The 12,809-nt window shown below is 63.1% G+C and carries 12 protein-coding genes and 3 tRNA genes; 8 read left to right on the top strand and 7 right to left on the bottom strand.

The features are described from left to right. A partial coding sequence (locus tag P9A16_RS11455) for a GTP-binding protein (RefSeq protein WP_278025697.1) occupies positions 1-119 on the bottom strand: 119 nt, incomplete at its 3' end. A 432-nt stretch (positions 120-551) separates the two neighbouring features. Between P9A16_RS11455 and P9A16_RS11450 the strand changes: the two genes are divergently transcribed. Both P9A16_RS11450 and P9A16_RS11445 read left to right on the top strand, forming a co-directional pair. After that, positions 552-1,208: a calcium-binding protein gene (locus P9A16_RS11450; RefSeq protein ID WP_051758629.1), complete on the top strand. Its 657-nt coding sequence runs from the start codon at positions 552-554 to the stop codon at positions 1,206-1,208. A gap of 141 nt (positions 1,209-1,349) precedes the next feature. Next, positions 1,350-1,820, top strand: a complete 471-nt coding sequence (locus tag P9A16_RS11445) for a hypothetical protein (RefSeq protein WP_037406735.1) — start codon at positions 1,350-1,352, stop codon at positions 1,818-1,820. Positions 1,821-1,887: 67 nt separating this feature from the next. On the opposite strand, the gene P9A16_RS11440 is transcribed toward P9A16_RS11445, so the two are convergent. Next, positions 1,888-1,961, bottom strand: a tRNA-Gly gene (locus tag P9A16_RS11440). 25 nt (positions 1,962-1,986) lie between these two features. Then, positions 1,987-2,071: transfer RNA gene (locus tag P9A16_RS11435), tRNA-Tyr, on the bottom strand. A 296-nt stretch (positions 2,072-2,367) separates the two neighbouring features. On the opposite strand from P9A16_RS11435, the gene rlmB reads away from it, so the two are divergent. After that, the gene (gene rlmB, locus P9A16_RS11430; protein ID WP_023514323.1) at positions 2,368-3,243 is read left to right on the top strand and encodes a 23S rRNA (guanosine(2251)-2'-O)-methyltransferase RlmB; all 876 of its coding nucleotides are present in this window, start codon (positions 2,368-2,370) and stop codon (positions 3,241-3,243) included. Positions 3,244-3,314: 71 nt separating this feature from the next. Here the strand turns inward: rlmB and P9A16_RS11425 are convergent, their stop codons facing one another. Beyond that, the gene (locus P9A16_RS11425; protein WP_023514324.1) at positions 3,315-3,938 is read right to left on the bottom strand and encodes an FMN-dependent NADH-azoreductase; all 624 of its coding nucleotides are present in this window, start codon (positions 3,936-3,938) and stop codon (positions 3,315-3,317) included. 131 nt (positions 3,939-4,069) lie between these two features. Here P9A16_RS11425 and P9A16_RS11420 point away from each other — a divergent pair, with 131 nt between their 5' ends. From P9A16_RS11420 to P9A16_RS11400, 5 genes are all read left to right on the top strand, one after another. Continuing rightward, positions 4,070-5,017: a LysR family transcriptional regulator gene (locus tag P9A16_RS11420; protein ID WP_023514325.1), complete on the top strand. Its 948-nt coding sequence runs from the start codon at positions 4,070-4,072 to the stop codon at positions 5,015-5,017. 53 nt (positions 5,018-5,070) lie between these two features. After that, positions 5,071-5,146: transfer RNA gene (locus tag P9A16_RS11415), tRNA-Thr, on the top strand. A gap of 329 nt (positions 5,147-5,475) precedes the next feature. Next, entirely contained in the window at positions 5,476-5,670 is a 195-nt protein-coding gene (locus P9A16_RS11410; RefSeq protein WP_023514326.1) for a hypothetical protein, read from the top strand. 124 nt (positions 5,671-5,794) lie between these two features. Then, entirely contained in the window at positions 5,795-6,568 is a 774-nt protein-coding gene (locus tag P9A16_RS11405) for an NAD kinase (protein ID WP_023514327.1), read from the top strand. A 34-nt stretch (positions 6,569-6,602) separates the two neighbouring features. After that, on the top strand, positions 6,603-7,109 hold the full coding sequence (locus P9A16_RS11400; protein WP_023514328.1) for a hypothetical protein: 507 nt from the start codon (positions 6,603-6,605) through the stop codon (positions 7,107-7,109). A 129-nt stretch (positions 7,110-7,238) separates the two neighbouring features. Here P9A16_RS11400 and prfB read toward each other — a convergent pair. The 3 genes from prfB to P9A16_RS11385 all read right to left on the bottom strand — a co-directional run bounded on the left by prfB (position 7,239) and on the right by P9A16_RS11385 (position 12,422). Further along, a protein-coding gene (gene prfB / locus P9A16_RS11395; RefSeq protein WP_165909300.1) for a peptide chain release factor 2 occupies positions 7,239-8,370 on the bottom strand; the annotation gives its coding sequence in 2 pieces (ribosomal slippage) (positions 7,239-8,300 and positions 8,302-8,370; 1,131 coding nt in all). 101 nt (positions 8,371-8,471) lie between these two features. Then, on the bottom strand, positions 8,472-10,919 hold the full coding sequence (locus P9A16_RS11390) for a penicillin-binding protein 1A (RefSeq protein ID WP_023514330.1): 2,448 nt from the start codon (positions 10,917-10,919) through the stop codon (positions 8,472-8,474). Positions 10,920-11,180: 261 nt separating this feature from the next. Continuing rightward, a complete protein-coding gene (locus tag P9A16_RS11385) occupies positions 11,181-12,422 on the bottom strand; it encodes an N-acetylmuramoyl-L-alanine amidase (RefSeq protein WP_023514331.1) in 1,242 nt (413 codons plus the stop codon). Between the last annotated feature and the right edge of the window lie 387 nt (positions 12,423-12,809).

Genomic DNA, 12,809 nt, shown 5'->3' with positions numbered 1-12,809 from the left:
TTGAACTCGCCGAAATACTTCGTGATCGCTGCCGTCAGCGACGTCTTGCCATGGTCAACGTGGCCGATCGTGCCGATGTTTACGTGAGGCTTGTTGCGCTCAAACTTACCTTTTGCCATGTTTTTATTCCTACTGAACGAAAGTTGGGCTAACCGGCCCGTCCGGTTTGGCAGGCGTTTAAGGCTTTCGCAACGAATGCGCAAGCGCTAAATGCACGGGAAAATCCGCCGGAAACGGGCTGGGGGAAGCCGGATAGCCCTTAGATCATGACGCGGAATCGCTTTTTCAAGGCAGGGCCTTAGGGGAGCTGCATGCGTTGACCACTCGAAGGGAAGCACGTTCGCTTCGCTCCCGCATTGCTCCTCAGCCCCAACCTGGGCGATGCCTTGCCTCTTACAGCGGGATTTCACCCAAACAATCCCGTTTCCCAAGCATCTCCGGGCCGCTCCTACGCCGAACGGATGCCGCCGCCACTCCCTTTGCTTGACTGCGTTCCCCCAGGACGCGTGCTCTAGATTCAGCGGCTCATTCTCAACCACCGGGAGGAGACGATGGCGATGATGTGGAGCGAGGCCATGGACCTTGCCTGGGCGAAGGGCAGGAATATTCAAGGCACGGACCGTGCGGACAAGCTGAACGGCGGCGACAATGACGACATTATCCGCGCCCTTGGCGGTGACGACGTCGTGAAAGGCCGAAAAGGAAACGACAGCATCGATGGCGGCGGCGGCGCGGATACCTTGCGTGGGGAGGCCGGCAACGACAGCATCAAGGGCGGCAAGGGCGAAGACAAGATCAAGGGCGACGCCGGAAACGACAAACTGGCCGGCGGTGCAGACGCGGACAAGGTCGAGGGCGGCGCAGGCAACGACACCGTCTCCGGCGACGCCGGGGACGACAAGCTCTTCGGCGACAGAGGAGCGGATACATTGTCGGGTGGAAGCGGAAAGGACGCCCTCAGAGGCGGCCAGGGCGACGATGCCCTTGCCGGTGGTACGGGTATCGACACCTTCGTGTTCGGCAAGGCGGAGGGCGACGACACGATCCGCGACTTCAAGGATGGGACCGACCTCATCGATCTGCGCGGGCAAACCTTTACCGTCACCGAAGACAAGAGCGGCTTCGCTGTGCTGAACCTTTCCGGCGGCGGCACTATCACGCTCCGCGGCATCGACATGACCGACGTGAGCGCCGACTGGTTTCTCTAGAAGCAGGGCACCTGAGAAAAAAGAAAAGCCACGACTTTAATTTGGAGGATCTCCGTGCGAATCCGCGTGTGTTCCACCTTGAAACGAGCATCCTCCCCGCCTCTCTGCCTCATCGCGCTTCTGCTTGTCGGGATAGCACCGATGCCGGCTTCCACGCAGGATTTCGATGCAAGCGGTCCAAGCGGTCCACGGACGGGTCACGACGATGACCAGCAGGAAATCGACCGGTTGCGCGCCATCATTCGCGAGCTCGAGACCGAAATTTCGAACCTGCGCGACGCGGCACCGCAAGAGGGGGCAGCGGCCGGCAAAACCGATCTCATCGGCATGTGGCTGGGCAACGTCGCCTGCGGGCGGCGGCAGTTCACAATCACCTTCTCCGTCGACGAACAGTTCGGCCGGGTCGGCAAGGGGAAATGGGCCTATAGCGGTGCAGCGAGAGGAACCGACGAGGCTCAGATCAGCCCGATGGCGGCGGAGGATACTCCAAACACCTATGCCATCGTTACCGCGCGACCGGATACCTACGACTACGTGGTCAAAATCGACGGCAATACGATCACCGGGAAAGCCAACCGGCAGAACTGCCAGATCTATCTGGAACGCGGCTAGAGCGAATCGGCCTTGTCGGCCAACCAAAAGAGATGACCTGCGCAAACCCGTAAAGTAATGGATTTTTTGGAGCGGGTAGCGGGAATCGAACCCGCGTATTCAGCTTGGAAGGCTGCTGCTCTACCATTGAGCTATACCCGCGGGGGTCTTGATCCGTGCAACGGAATGGTGGAGGGAGTTGGATTTGAACCAACGTAGGCTGAGCCAACGGATTTACAGTCCGTCCCCTTTAACCACTCGGGCATCCCTCCATATTCCGTCGGGATCAAGCGACCAGTGTCGACCGGCGGGCAGTGCCTTGTGGCCGGCGCCTTCGATCTGGCGGCGTATATGACGGGCACAAATCGTCCTGTCAACACGAGGCCACGGAAAAAATTGCGAAAAACGTCATCGTCCCCAATCGGCGGTCGGCCGGCACGGTTCGCAAGCCGCCGGCACTCCGCCGGAAGCGGAGCATCCCGCCCATCGGCCGATGTTTTTCTGTTTTTCGCCCGTCCCTTGTGCAAAACCGCTGCACACTTCGCTGCGACTTGGTCTATAAGGCCGCATGAGCAAAGACGATACCAGCGGCAAATCCGCAAAAGACACCCACTATGCCAAATTGCGCCGGGCGCATCGCGACCAGCGGCGCGAGCGCGGCGAAATTCCGACACCCCGGGACGACCGTCGTCGCAAGCCGGCGGAGGGCTGGAAGGCCCCGGCGGCTTCACCCGACCAGGTCTACCTCTACGGCCTGCACACGGTGCGCGCCGCGCTGGACAATCCGGAACGGAAGATCATCAAGCTTTCGGTGAGCCAGAACGCCGCCCAGCGGCTGGAGCTGCCCGATCTCTCCACCCTGCCCTATCCGGTCGAAACCGTGCTGCCGTCCGACCTCGACAAGGTGCTCGGCCCCGATGCGATCCATCAGGGCGTCATGCTGGAGACGCGTCCCCTGCCCGTCCGGCGGTTGGAAGCGCTGAAGGACAGTCCGCTGCTGCTGGTGCTCGACCAGGTGACGGACCCGCACAATGTCGGCGCCATCATGCGTTCGGCCGTCGCCTTCAATGCCGGCGCGGTCATCACGACGCAGCGCCACTCGCCAACCGAATCGGGCGTGCTCGCCAAGACGGCCTCGGGCGCGCTGGAGCTCATTCCCTATATCCAGATCACCAACCTCGCCGACGCGCTGGACGAGCTGCACAAGCTCGGTTTCCTGACGATCGGCCTCGATTCGGAAGGCCCGGAACCGCTGGAGAGCACGCTTTCGGGCGATCGCATCGCCCTCGTCATGGGCGCGGAGGGCAAGGGCCTGCGGCAAAAGACGCGCGCCACCTGCAAGGCGCTCGCCCGGCTCGATATGCCCGGCGCGATCAAGTCGCTCAACGTCTCGAACGCCGCGGCGATCGCGCTTTACGCCACGCAGCGGCACCTTCTGGGCTGAACCGGCCGCACACAAACGAAAAGGCCCACCGGCTTTCACCGGCGGGCCTTTTGCGTTTCGGAGGTCAGCGTCTAGCTGGCAAGCTTCAGCACGCCGCGACCGTTGATGGTGCGCTCGGCTTCGGAAATCGCCTCGATCTTCGAATCGGGGCTGAGGTTCAGGCCTTCGGCACGCACCACCTCGACATCCGTGATGCCGAAGAAGCCGAGCACGACCTTCAGGTAGCTTTCCTGGTGGTCCATGGCGGCGGCCGGACCGGCGGAGTAGTGGCCGCCGCGGGTGGAGACGATGATGACCTTCTTGCCCTTGGCGAGGCCTTCCGGCCCCTCGGCCGTGTAGCGGAAGGTCTTACCGGCGACGGCAACGCGGTCGATCCAGGCCTTCAGCTGGCTGGGCAGAGAGAAGTTGTACATGGGCACGCCGAGAATGACCGTGTCGGCCGCGAGGAACTCGTCGAGCACGATCTTGCTTTCGGCAACGTCGGCGGCGATCTGTGCGTCGAGCTCTTCCGGCTTGGCATTGGCGGCCATCAGATGCGCACCGGACAGGTGCGGCAGCGGATTGGCGACGAGATCGCGGTAGGTGATGGTGGCGGCAGGCTGTTCGGCCTTGATCTGGGCGGCAACGGCGGCCGTCAGGCGGCGGGAGACGGAATGATCGCCGAGAATGCCGGAATCGATATGGAGGATATTCATGGATCAGCACCTTGGTTGCGGTTTGGGTGCGATACATATGTTCCGAAAACAATCACGCGATTAGACAGCAAAAATCCAATTGACTGTTTCACTGAGGAAACAATAATTCGCAAAACCGCCCGGAGACGCCCATGCAGGACCTGAACGATCTCGCGCTCTACGCCGCCGTGGTGCGCCACAAGGGCTTTACCGCCGCGGCAAACGCCCTGTCCGTACCCAAGTCCAAGATCAGCAAGCGCATCGCGGCGCTGGAGGAACAGCTCGGCGTGCGCCTCATCGAGCGCTCCACCCGCAAGCTCGCCATCACCGATATCGGCCAGTCCTTCTATGAGCGCTGCGAGGCCGTGCTCTCCGGCGTGGAGGCGGCCGAGGCCGTGATCGCAGTCGCCAAGGCGGAACCGGCGGGCACCGTGCGCCTGTCGATGCCGCCGGGTTTTGCCCCCATGGTGGCCGACGTGCTGCCGGGTTTCATGAAGCGCTATCCCGGCGTCCGCCTCTCCATCCTCACCACCGGCCGCGCGGTCGATCTCATCGAGGAGCGCATCGATATCGCCCTGCGCGTGCGCGACGGCTACGACACGGACCAGTCGCTGATCGTGCGCCGCTTTGCCGGCACGCGGCGCTATCTTGCTGCAAGCCCGCGCTTTCTGGAGCAGCACGGCCCGGTCGATCTCGAGACGATCGGCCGCGTACCCACGCTCTCCATGCAGGAAAACAGCCCGCGGGCGATCTGGACACTCTTTCACGAGAACGGCGAGGTACACGACGTCTCCCATTCCCCCGTGCTGCTCTGCTCGGATTTCAGCGTGCTGGAGCGGGCGACGATCGAAGGCATCGGCCTTGCCCTCTTGCCCGACATGATCGTCGAACGCGGCTTCCGCAGCGGCTTCCTGACACCGGTCCTGCCGGAATGGACCAGCGCGGAATCGACCGTGCACGCCGTTTTCACCTCGCGCCACGGCATGCTGCCGGCCGTGCGCGCCCTCATCGATCACCTCGCCGAAAACCTGCCCCGCTCAATGGTACGCTGCCAGGAAATCATCCCCAGAACCGCCCTCGACAGCAACTGGTCGATCTGAAGCCGCCTTTTCCCTTTACAGCGGCGGAGAATATGCTAACTCCCTCGCTGAGTGCCCTTATAGCTCAGTTGGTAGAGCACCTGATTTGTAATCAGGGGGTCCCGGGTTCGAGTCCTGGTGGGGGCACCATTTTTCCAAAAGCGCAGACATGGCGAAAGAAGAGCGTTCTCTTGCGCTAACCGGACCGGTTGGTTGCTCGTCGTTCAACGCAGCCCTCAAATTCTCCGCGCCCTTTCAAGTTCGCCCTTTTGCGACTTTCCGCATGTCGTTCTCGCAGCCTGCCCTCCGCTTTTGTGATTCCAGCGGCGCACGCCTCGCTCCGCCACCTTCCACATTGCCGTCCAGCATGGACTGGCCTATAGGCGATTGATCGACGGGCGCCTCGGGCGCCCGCATTCCCGTTTCGCGGCGGCGGCCGGCATCGGCTGCCCTGCGAGACCCATGGTGGAGGAACGAAGGTGGCGGAAGACAAGGGACCGATTTCGAAGGTGGTGGTCGAAAAGCGGATCGACGGGAAGTACTTCTACGCCCTCACCTTTCGCGGCGTCACCTATCCGGTGAAGGGGCCGTTCGGCAATCCGATGGAAGCGGCGGCCAACGGGCAGGCCGTGCTGAAAAAGCTGGAAGAGCGGGCGGGAGCGGCGAAGGCCTGAGCGCTTCCGCCCTCACGACGTTCTGTCATATTTTTCAGATGCGCGTGCCGTAAAGGCATGCGACAAAGACCGGCCCTGTGTGCAGCACACAGCAGGGCTTGCTTCGAGGATGCGGATCGGTGGCATGGCGCGTAATTTCAATTCCCTCTCCTTCGTCGCCTCGCAGGCAGCCGAAGCGCAGGACGCGCGCAACGAACTGATTTCGATCTACGGCAATGCCGATCCGGAAGAGGCCGACGTCATCGTCGCGCTCGGCGGTGACGGTTTCATGCTGCAGACGCTGCACACCACGATGAATTCGGGCAAGCGCGTCTACGGCATGAACCGCGGCTCCATCGGTTTCCTGATGAACCGCTACGATCCGGCGGACCTGCCCGATCGTGTCGAGGGCGCGGTAGAGAACGCTTTCCGGCCGCTGGAAATGGTCACCAGCGACGCGAGCGGCCAGGAGCGCCGGGCGCTTGCCATCAACGAGGTCTATCTCTTTCGCCAATCCTACCAGGCGGCGAAGCTGAGGGTCAGCATCGACGGGCACGTGCGGCTGGAGGAACTGATTTGCGACGGGCTCCTGCTTGCCACGCCTGCCGGCTCGACGGCCTACAACCTCTCCGCCCATGGGCCGATCCTGCCGCTGGAGGCGCCGCTGCTGGCGCTGACACCGGTCAGCGCCTTCCGGCCACGGCGCTGGCGCGGTGCGCTCCTACCGAACAAGGTGAAAGTGGAGATCGAGGTCCTGGAAGCGGAGAAGCGTCCGGTCAACGCGGTCGCCGACAATACCGAGGTCAAATCCGTCACGTCGGTGCGCATCGCCGAATCGGCCGGGCTTTCGGCCCGCATCCTCTCCGATCCCGATCATTCCTGGTCCGACCGGATTCTTGCCGAACAGTTCGACTACTGACAAGGTTCACCAGACCAGGGACAGGAGTTTCGCCATGACGCGGCACGCACTTGCCACCGCCCTCGCCTTGCTTCTCCTCGCCGGATCCCCTGCCCTTGGCCAGGAACCACCGGTGGCGGAAACCATCACCTTCGTCGTCAGCACCGGTTTCTGGGAAGAGCAGGCAGAGGATGGCGCGGAGGATGCGGCCGCGGCAAAGCCTGAGACGGCCGAAGCGAAGGCGCCTGCCGCCCTGCGCCGCGGCTACTACAAGCTGATCGCAGTGCGCCAGCCGGATGGCACGGCACAGGTCCATCTCCAGCAGATCGAGGCGACCGCCAATGGCCCGAAGATCGCCTCCTCCACCGTGCTGGAGGAGTTCTCGGCGATGAAACCCTATGTCACCGACATCCGACCGGAAAACTCGTCGGGGATCACCACGCAGCCGGGGCTGTTCGCGACCGTCTATCTGAAGACCGATCCGAAGGCGGCGGAACCCGAGAGCTGGACGGTGCTGATCGACGATCTCGGCGAGATCAAGATCGAGCGTGCGACCAATTGAGAACGGGTGCCCTGTCCCCTCTCCTCGTCATCCTCGAGCTTGCGCCGAGGGCGACGAGGAGAGGTTGTGGGTAGATGAACGAAAAACGGGCGCCGCGGCGCCCGTTTCCATTTCGTCTTTGAATGAGAATTAGTTCAAGTCATCCACCACCGAATCGGCGCCACCGTTCACGCGGTGGGCGAGTGCGGCTTCCATGAATTCGTTGAGCTCGCCGTCGAGCACGTCCGAGGGAGCGGTGCTTTCGACGCCGGTGCGCAGGTCCTTGACCAGCTGGTAGGGCTGGAGGACGTAGGAGCGGATCTGGTGGCCCCAGCCGATATCCGACTTGGATGCGGCTTCGGCGTTGGCGGCTTCCTCGCGCTTCTTCAGCTCCGCCTCGTAGAGACGGGCGCGCAGCATGTCCCAGGCCTTGGCACGGTTCTTGTGCTGCGAGCGTTCCTGCTGGCAGGCAACCACGATGCCGGTCGGGATGTGCGTGATGCGCACCGCCGAATCCGTCGTGTTGACGTGCTGGCCGCCAGCGCCCGACGAGCGGTAGGTATCGATGCGGCAATCACTCTCGTTGATGTCGATGGTGATCGAATCGTCGATCACCGGATAGACCCAGATGGACGAGAACGAGGTGTGGCGGCGCGCGTTGCTGTCATAGGGCGAGATACGGACCAGGCGGTGCACGCCCGATTCGGTCTTCAGCCAGCCATAGGCATTGTGGCCCTTGACGAGCATCGTCGCGGACTTGATGCCCGCTTCTTCGCCGTCATGGACTTCCAGGAGTTCCACCTTGTAGCCCGAGCGCTCGGCCCAGCGGGTGTACATGCGCAGAAGCATGTTGGCCCAGTCCTGGCTTTCCGTACCGCCGGCGCCGGAGTGCACTTCGAGATAGGTATCGTTGCCGTCGGCTTCGCCTGACAGCATCGCCTCGACCTGCTTGCGCGTGGCCTCGGTGCGGACAGCCTTCAGGGCGTCCTCGGCTTCCTTGACGATCGCAGCATCGCCCTCTTCCTCACCAAGCTCGATGAGTTCGATATTGTCCTTGAGCTGCTGCTCGATGGCCTTGACGCCATTGATACCCTCGTCCAGCTGCTGGCGCTCGCGCATCAGCTTCTGGGCTTCCTGGGCATCGTTCCAGAGGTTCGGGTCCTCTGCCTTGTTGTTCAACCAGTCCAGTCGTCTTACCGCCTGATCCCAGTCAAAGATGCCTCCTCAGCAGGCTTATGGCCTGCTTGATTTCGTCGACGACGTTCTCGATTTCCGCGCGCATAACCGCCTTCTTCTTCAATGCTATTTCGGTGGCCGTGAAATAGAGAGGGCGGGTGCGGATGTAAAGCCCCGCGCCCGCCCTCGCTCGCTCTCATCCCGTGATCAGAACAGGCCGCCGCTGCCGCCCGTCACCGCCTGATTGGCCTGCGGCGAACTTTTGAGGATTTCCTCGGGGCTGGCAAATTCCTCGCCGCCGATGACCGAGAAGACATCTGCAGGGCCGGTGCCGGGCTTGAAGGCTTCCATGATGGTGTCGGGCTCGCCCTCGGAGGCCTGCATGCCTGTCTTGCGGTTGACGGCGATGAACTGCATGCCCTCCGGCACGATGAACTTGGTCGGGCGCGTACCTTCGAGCGCCGCCTGCATGAATTCGTTGAAGATCGGCGCAGAAAGCGAGCCACCGGTCGCACCGCGGCCAAGCGGGGCCGGGTTGTCGAAGCCGATATAGAGGCCGGCGACGAGATCCGGCGTGTAGCCGACGAACCAGGCGTCCTTCTCGTCGTTGGTCGTGCCGGTCTTGCCGGCGGTCGGGCGGTCAAGCTTGATCTTGCCGGCCGCGGTGCCGCGCGTCACGACGCCTTCCATCATCGAGGTGATCTGGTAGGCCGTCATCGGATCCAGCACCTGCTCGCGGTTGTCGACGAGAACAGGCTCCTCCTGGTTTTCCCAGTCGGTCGCATTGCAGTTCTCGCAGGTACGCTCCTCGTGGCGGAAGATCGTCTTGCCGTAACGGTCCTGAATGCGGTCGATCAGCGACGGCTTGATCTGCTTGCCGCCGTTGGCAAGCACCGAATAGGCCGAGACCATGCGCAGCACGGTCGTCTCGCCCGAGCCGAGCGACATGGAGAGCACCGGATACATCTTGTCGTAGATGCCGAAGCGCTCGGCATATTCGGCGACGAGGTTCATGCCCATGTCGTTGGCAAGGCGCACGGTCATCAGGTTGCGCGAGCGCTCGATGCCGAGGCGCAGCGTCGACGGGCCGGCCGCTCCGCCGCCGTAGTTCTGCGGACGCCAGACCTGGCCACCGGCAACGATCTCGATCGGCGCGTCCATGATGACGGAGGCCGGCGTATAGCCGTTGTCGAGCGCGGCGGCGTAGACGAAGGGCTTGAAGGACGAGCCCGGCTGGCGCATGGCCTGCGAGGCGCGGTTGAATTCCGACTGGCCGTAGGAGAAGCCGCCGACCATGGCGAGCACGCGCCCGGTATGCGGGTCCATGGCGACGAGGCCGCCCTGCACTTTCGGCGGCTGGCGAAGACGGTAGGTGCCGCCCTCCAGCGGTTCGACATAGACGACATCGCCGACGGTGAAGACACCGGCCGGCGATTTTGCCGTCTTGCGGTCGCCCTTGGCCGAACGATAGGCCCAGGTCATGGCCTTCGCCTCGATACGGCCGGTCACGCGCTCCTCGACGACCTTGCCGGAGGCCTCCTTGCTCGGCTGCAGGCCGATATCGGCGCCGCCGTCATCGACGGCGAGCACGACGGCGAGCTTCCATTCCGGCACGTCCGAGAGCGCTTCGACCTTGGCCAGCTCCACGCCCCAGTCGCCGCCGATCTCGATGGTCTTGATAGGCCCGTGGAACCCGCGACGCTCGTCATAGCTCAGCAGGCCCTTCTGCAAGGACTTGCGGGCGGCGACCTGGATGCGCGGATCGAGCGAGGTGCGCACGGAAAGGCCGCCTTCGTAAAGCGCATTGTCGCCGTAACGCTCGATGATCTGCCGGCGGACCTCTTCGGAGAAGAATTCCGAGGCAAAGAGATAGGAGCCGCGATGGCGCGGCGTTACGCCGAGCGGCTGGGCCTTTGCCTCTGCGCCGTCGCTCTGGGTGACGTAGCCGTTCTCGACCATGCGGTCGATGACCCAGTTGCGGCGCTCGATGGCGGCTTCGGCACGGCGGAAGGGATGGTAGTTCGACGGTCCCTTCGGCAGGGCGGCGAGATAGGCGGTTTCGGCAACCGTCAGCTCGGTGACGGATTTGTCGAAATAGGTCAGCGCCGCACCGGCGATGCCGTAGGAATTCAGGCCGAAGAAGATTTCGTTGAGGTACAGTTCGAGAATGCGGTCCTTGGAATAGGCCTGCTCGATGCGGAAGGAGAGGATCGCTTCCTTGACCTTGCGGTCGATGGTCTGGTCCGAGGAGAGCAGGAAGTTCTTCGCCACCTGCTGGGTGATGGTCGACGCGCCGACCGGGCGGCGGCCGGAGCCCATGTTCTGGACGTTGACCACGATGGCGCGGAAAAGGCCGGTCACGTCGACACCGGGATGCTGGTAGAAGTTCTTGTCTTCGGCCGAAAGGAACGCGGCCTTCACGCGGTCGGGAATCGCCTGGATCGGCAGGTAGAGGCGGCGCTCGCGGGCATATTCGGCCATCAGCGCGCCGTTGCCGGCATGCACGCGCGTCGTCACCGGCGGCGCGTAGCTGTTCAAGACCTCATAATCGGGAAGATCCTTGGTGACACTTCCGAGATAGAGCGCAACCGCGCCCGCCACGCCGAGGAAAAAGACGGCGCCAATCCCGAAGAAATATCCAATCAGTCTGATCATGAGCCAGTTACCGATGCCTTATGCTTGTCATGTCATCAGGCAGACCTGCTGCCCGGCCTTGCACGCCCCGGCTCATCCGGCCGCTGCGCTCTCCCGTCGAGGACGAGTCATCCATTTTCTCGATCCCGTCTAGCGAGCGGAATGTGAGGAAAATAGGGCTTACAGCATGCATCCCGGCTTCGCCACCGCACAATGGCGGCTGCTGTCACTTTTCCGGCACAGGCGAGCCTAGCACGTTCCGCGTCCGCGCGCCGAGAAACCTCAGCCGCCGTTGGCGACGACCGTCGAGCGATACTGCTCCACCGCCTTGGCGACGAGGCCCGCGACCTTCTTCTGCCATGCGGGATCGACCAGCAGCTTCTCGTCGTCCTTGTTCGACATGAAGCCGAGTTCGAGCAGGATCGAGGGCACGTCCGGCGCGGTCAGCACGCGGAAGCCGGCATGGCGGTGCGGATTGTTGATCAGCAGCACCTGATCCTTGAAATTGCTGACGATGCTCTGGGCGAGATTGATCGAGAAGGCCTGCGTCTCGCGGCGCGTCAGGTCCAAAAGGATATCGGCAACTTCCGCCGGCTCGTCGACGAAGGAGATGCCGGCGATCTGGTCGGACAGGTTTTCACGCTCGGCAAGGCTCGCGGCCAGACTGTCGGAGGCCTTGTCGGAGATGGTGTAGACCGTCGCGCCGCGAATGTCCTTCTGTTTCAGCGTGTCGGCATGGATCGAGATCAGCAGGTTCGCTCCCTCGTTGCGGGCGAGCTGTACACGCTGCGACAGGGAGAGGAACTCGTCCTTGTCGCGCGTCAGGATGGCGCGCGTGCCGGGCAGCGCGTTCAGCGCCTCGGTCAACTGGCGGGCGAAGGCGAGCGTGACGTGCTTTTCCTCGGTCTTGGTGACGCCGCCGCGTGCGCCGTTGTCGATGCCGCCATGCCCGGCATCGACCGCGATGACGAAGGGGCCGTCCGCCCGGCTGCCGGGCAGCATGACGGGCGTCTGCTCGGCGCTGGCCGGGGCAGCAGCTTCCTGCCAGCTCTGCTTTTCCATGAGCGCCTGGAAGGCCTGGTCGGTGACGATCGCCGTGTCGATGACCAGCCGGTAGCTCGCCGCCCCCTGCTCTTCCTGCACCTCGGCCAGCACGACGCCGACGGGACGCGATGCCGTCAGGACGATGCGCGAACGGCCGGCGGCCATCGTGCCGTAGCGGATGTCGGAAAAGATGCCGCGCGCTTCCAGCTCCTCCGCCTTGAGGCCGAAAGCGGTCTCCGGCAGGTCGATCAGCACGCGATAGGGATTGGCGACGTAATGGACCTTGAAATCCGGCTTGCGGTCGAAATCGATGATGAGACGGGTGCGCGCGTCGTCACCGGCGATCCGCGCGGAAAAGGCGAGCAGCGGTGCGGCCGTGGCGGAAACGGCAAGGGCGGGCGTGACGAGCGACAGGCTGAGCACGGCGACGATCGCACCGGCGGCAACGCGGAAAAAGGTTTCGGTCAGAAGGCGTAGCATCACCACTGGCAGTCCGTTCAAACGCGTGGAAACCGCGCGATGCGGCACAGGACGAGGTCCATAGATGCCCCCATATGGTTAACCAAAGCTTGCCAAGGGGCGTTGCCGCAGCACTTGCGCAGCCATAGGGGCAAATCGATCAAGATTATGACGCTTTTGGCTTTTCCCTTGCCATTGTGACATATCCGCCATAAAAGCAAAATCAGGGAAAAAGAATAGACGGGATAGAATCGCTTAGAGCAGGCAGCCACTCCTTCGGGGCTTGGCGCCGAACCGGGCCTTCATCCGCCGTCGCACCGCTTTTTCCCGGCCGATAAGATCGCGTAAACCGGCGGTGGCCGGGACAGTCAAGGTGGATTTCCACCAAACGCCCTTACCCAAGGGCAA

This window comes from Shinella sp. 838 (assembly GCF_029623935.1).
Lineage (GTDB): Bacteria > Pseudomonadota > Alphaproteobacteria > Rhizobiales > Rhizobiaceae > Shinella.
This window is presented reverse-complemented; position numbering and strand designations above follow the sequence as displayed.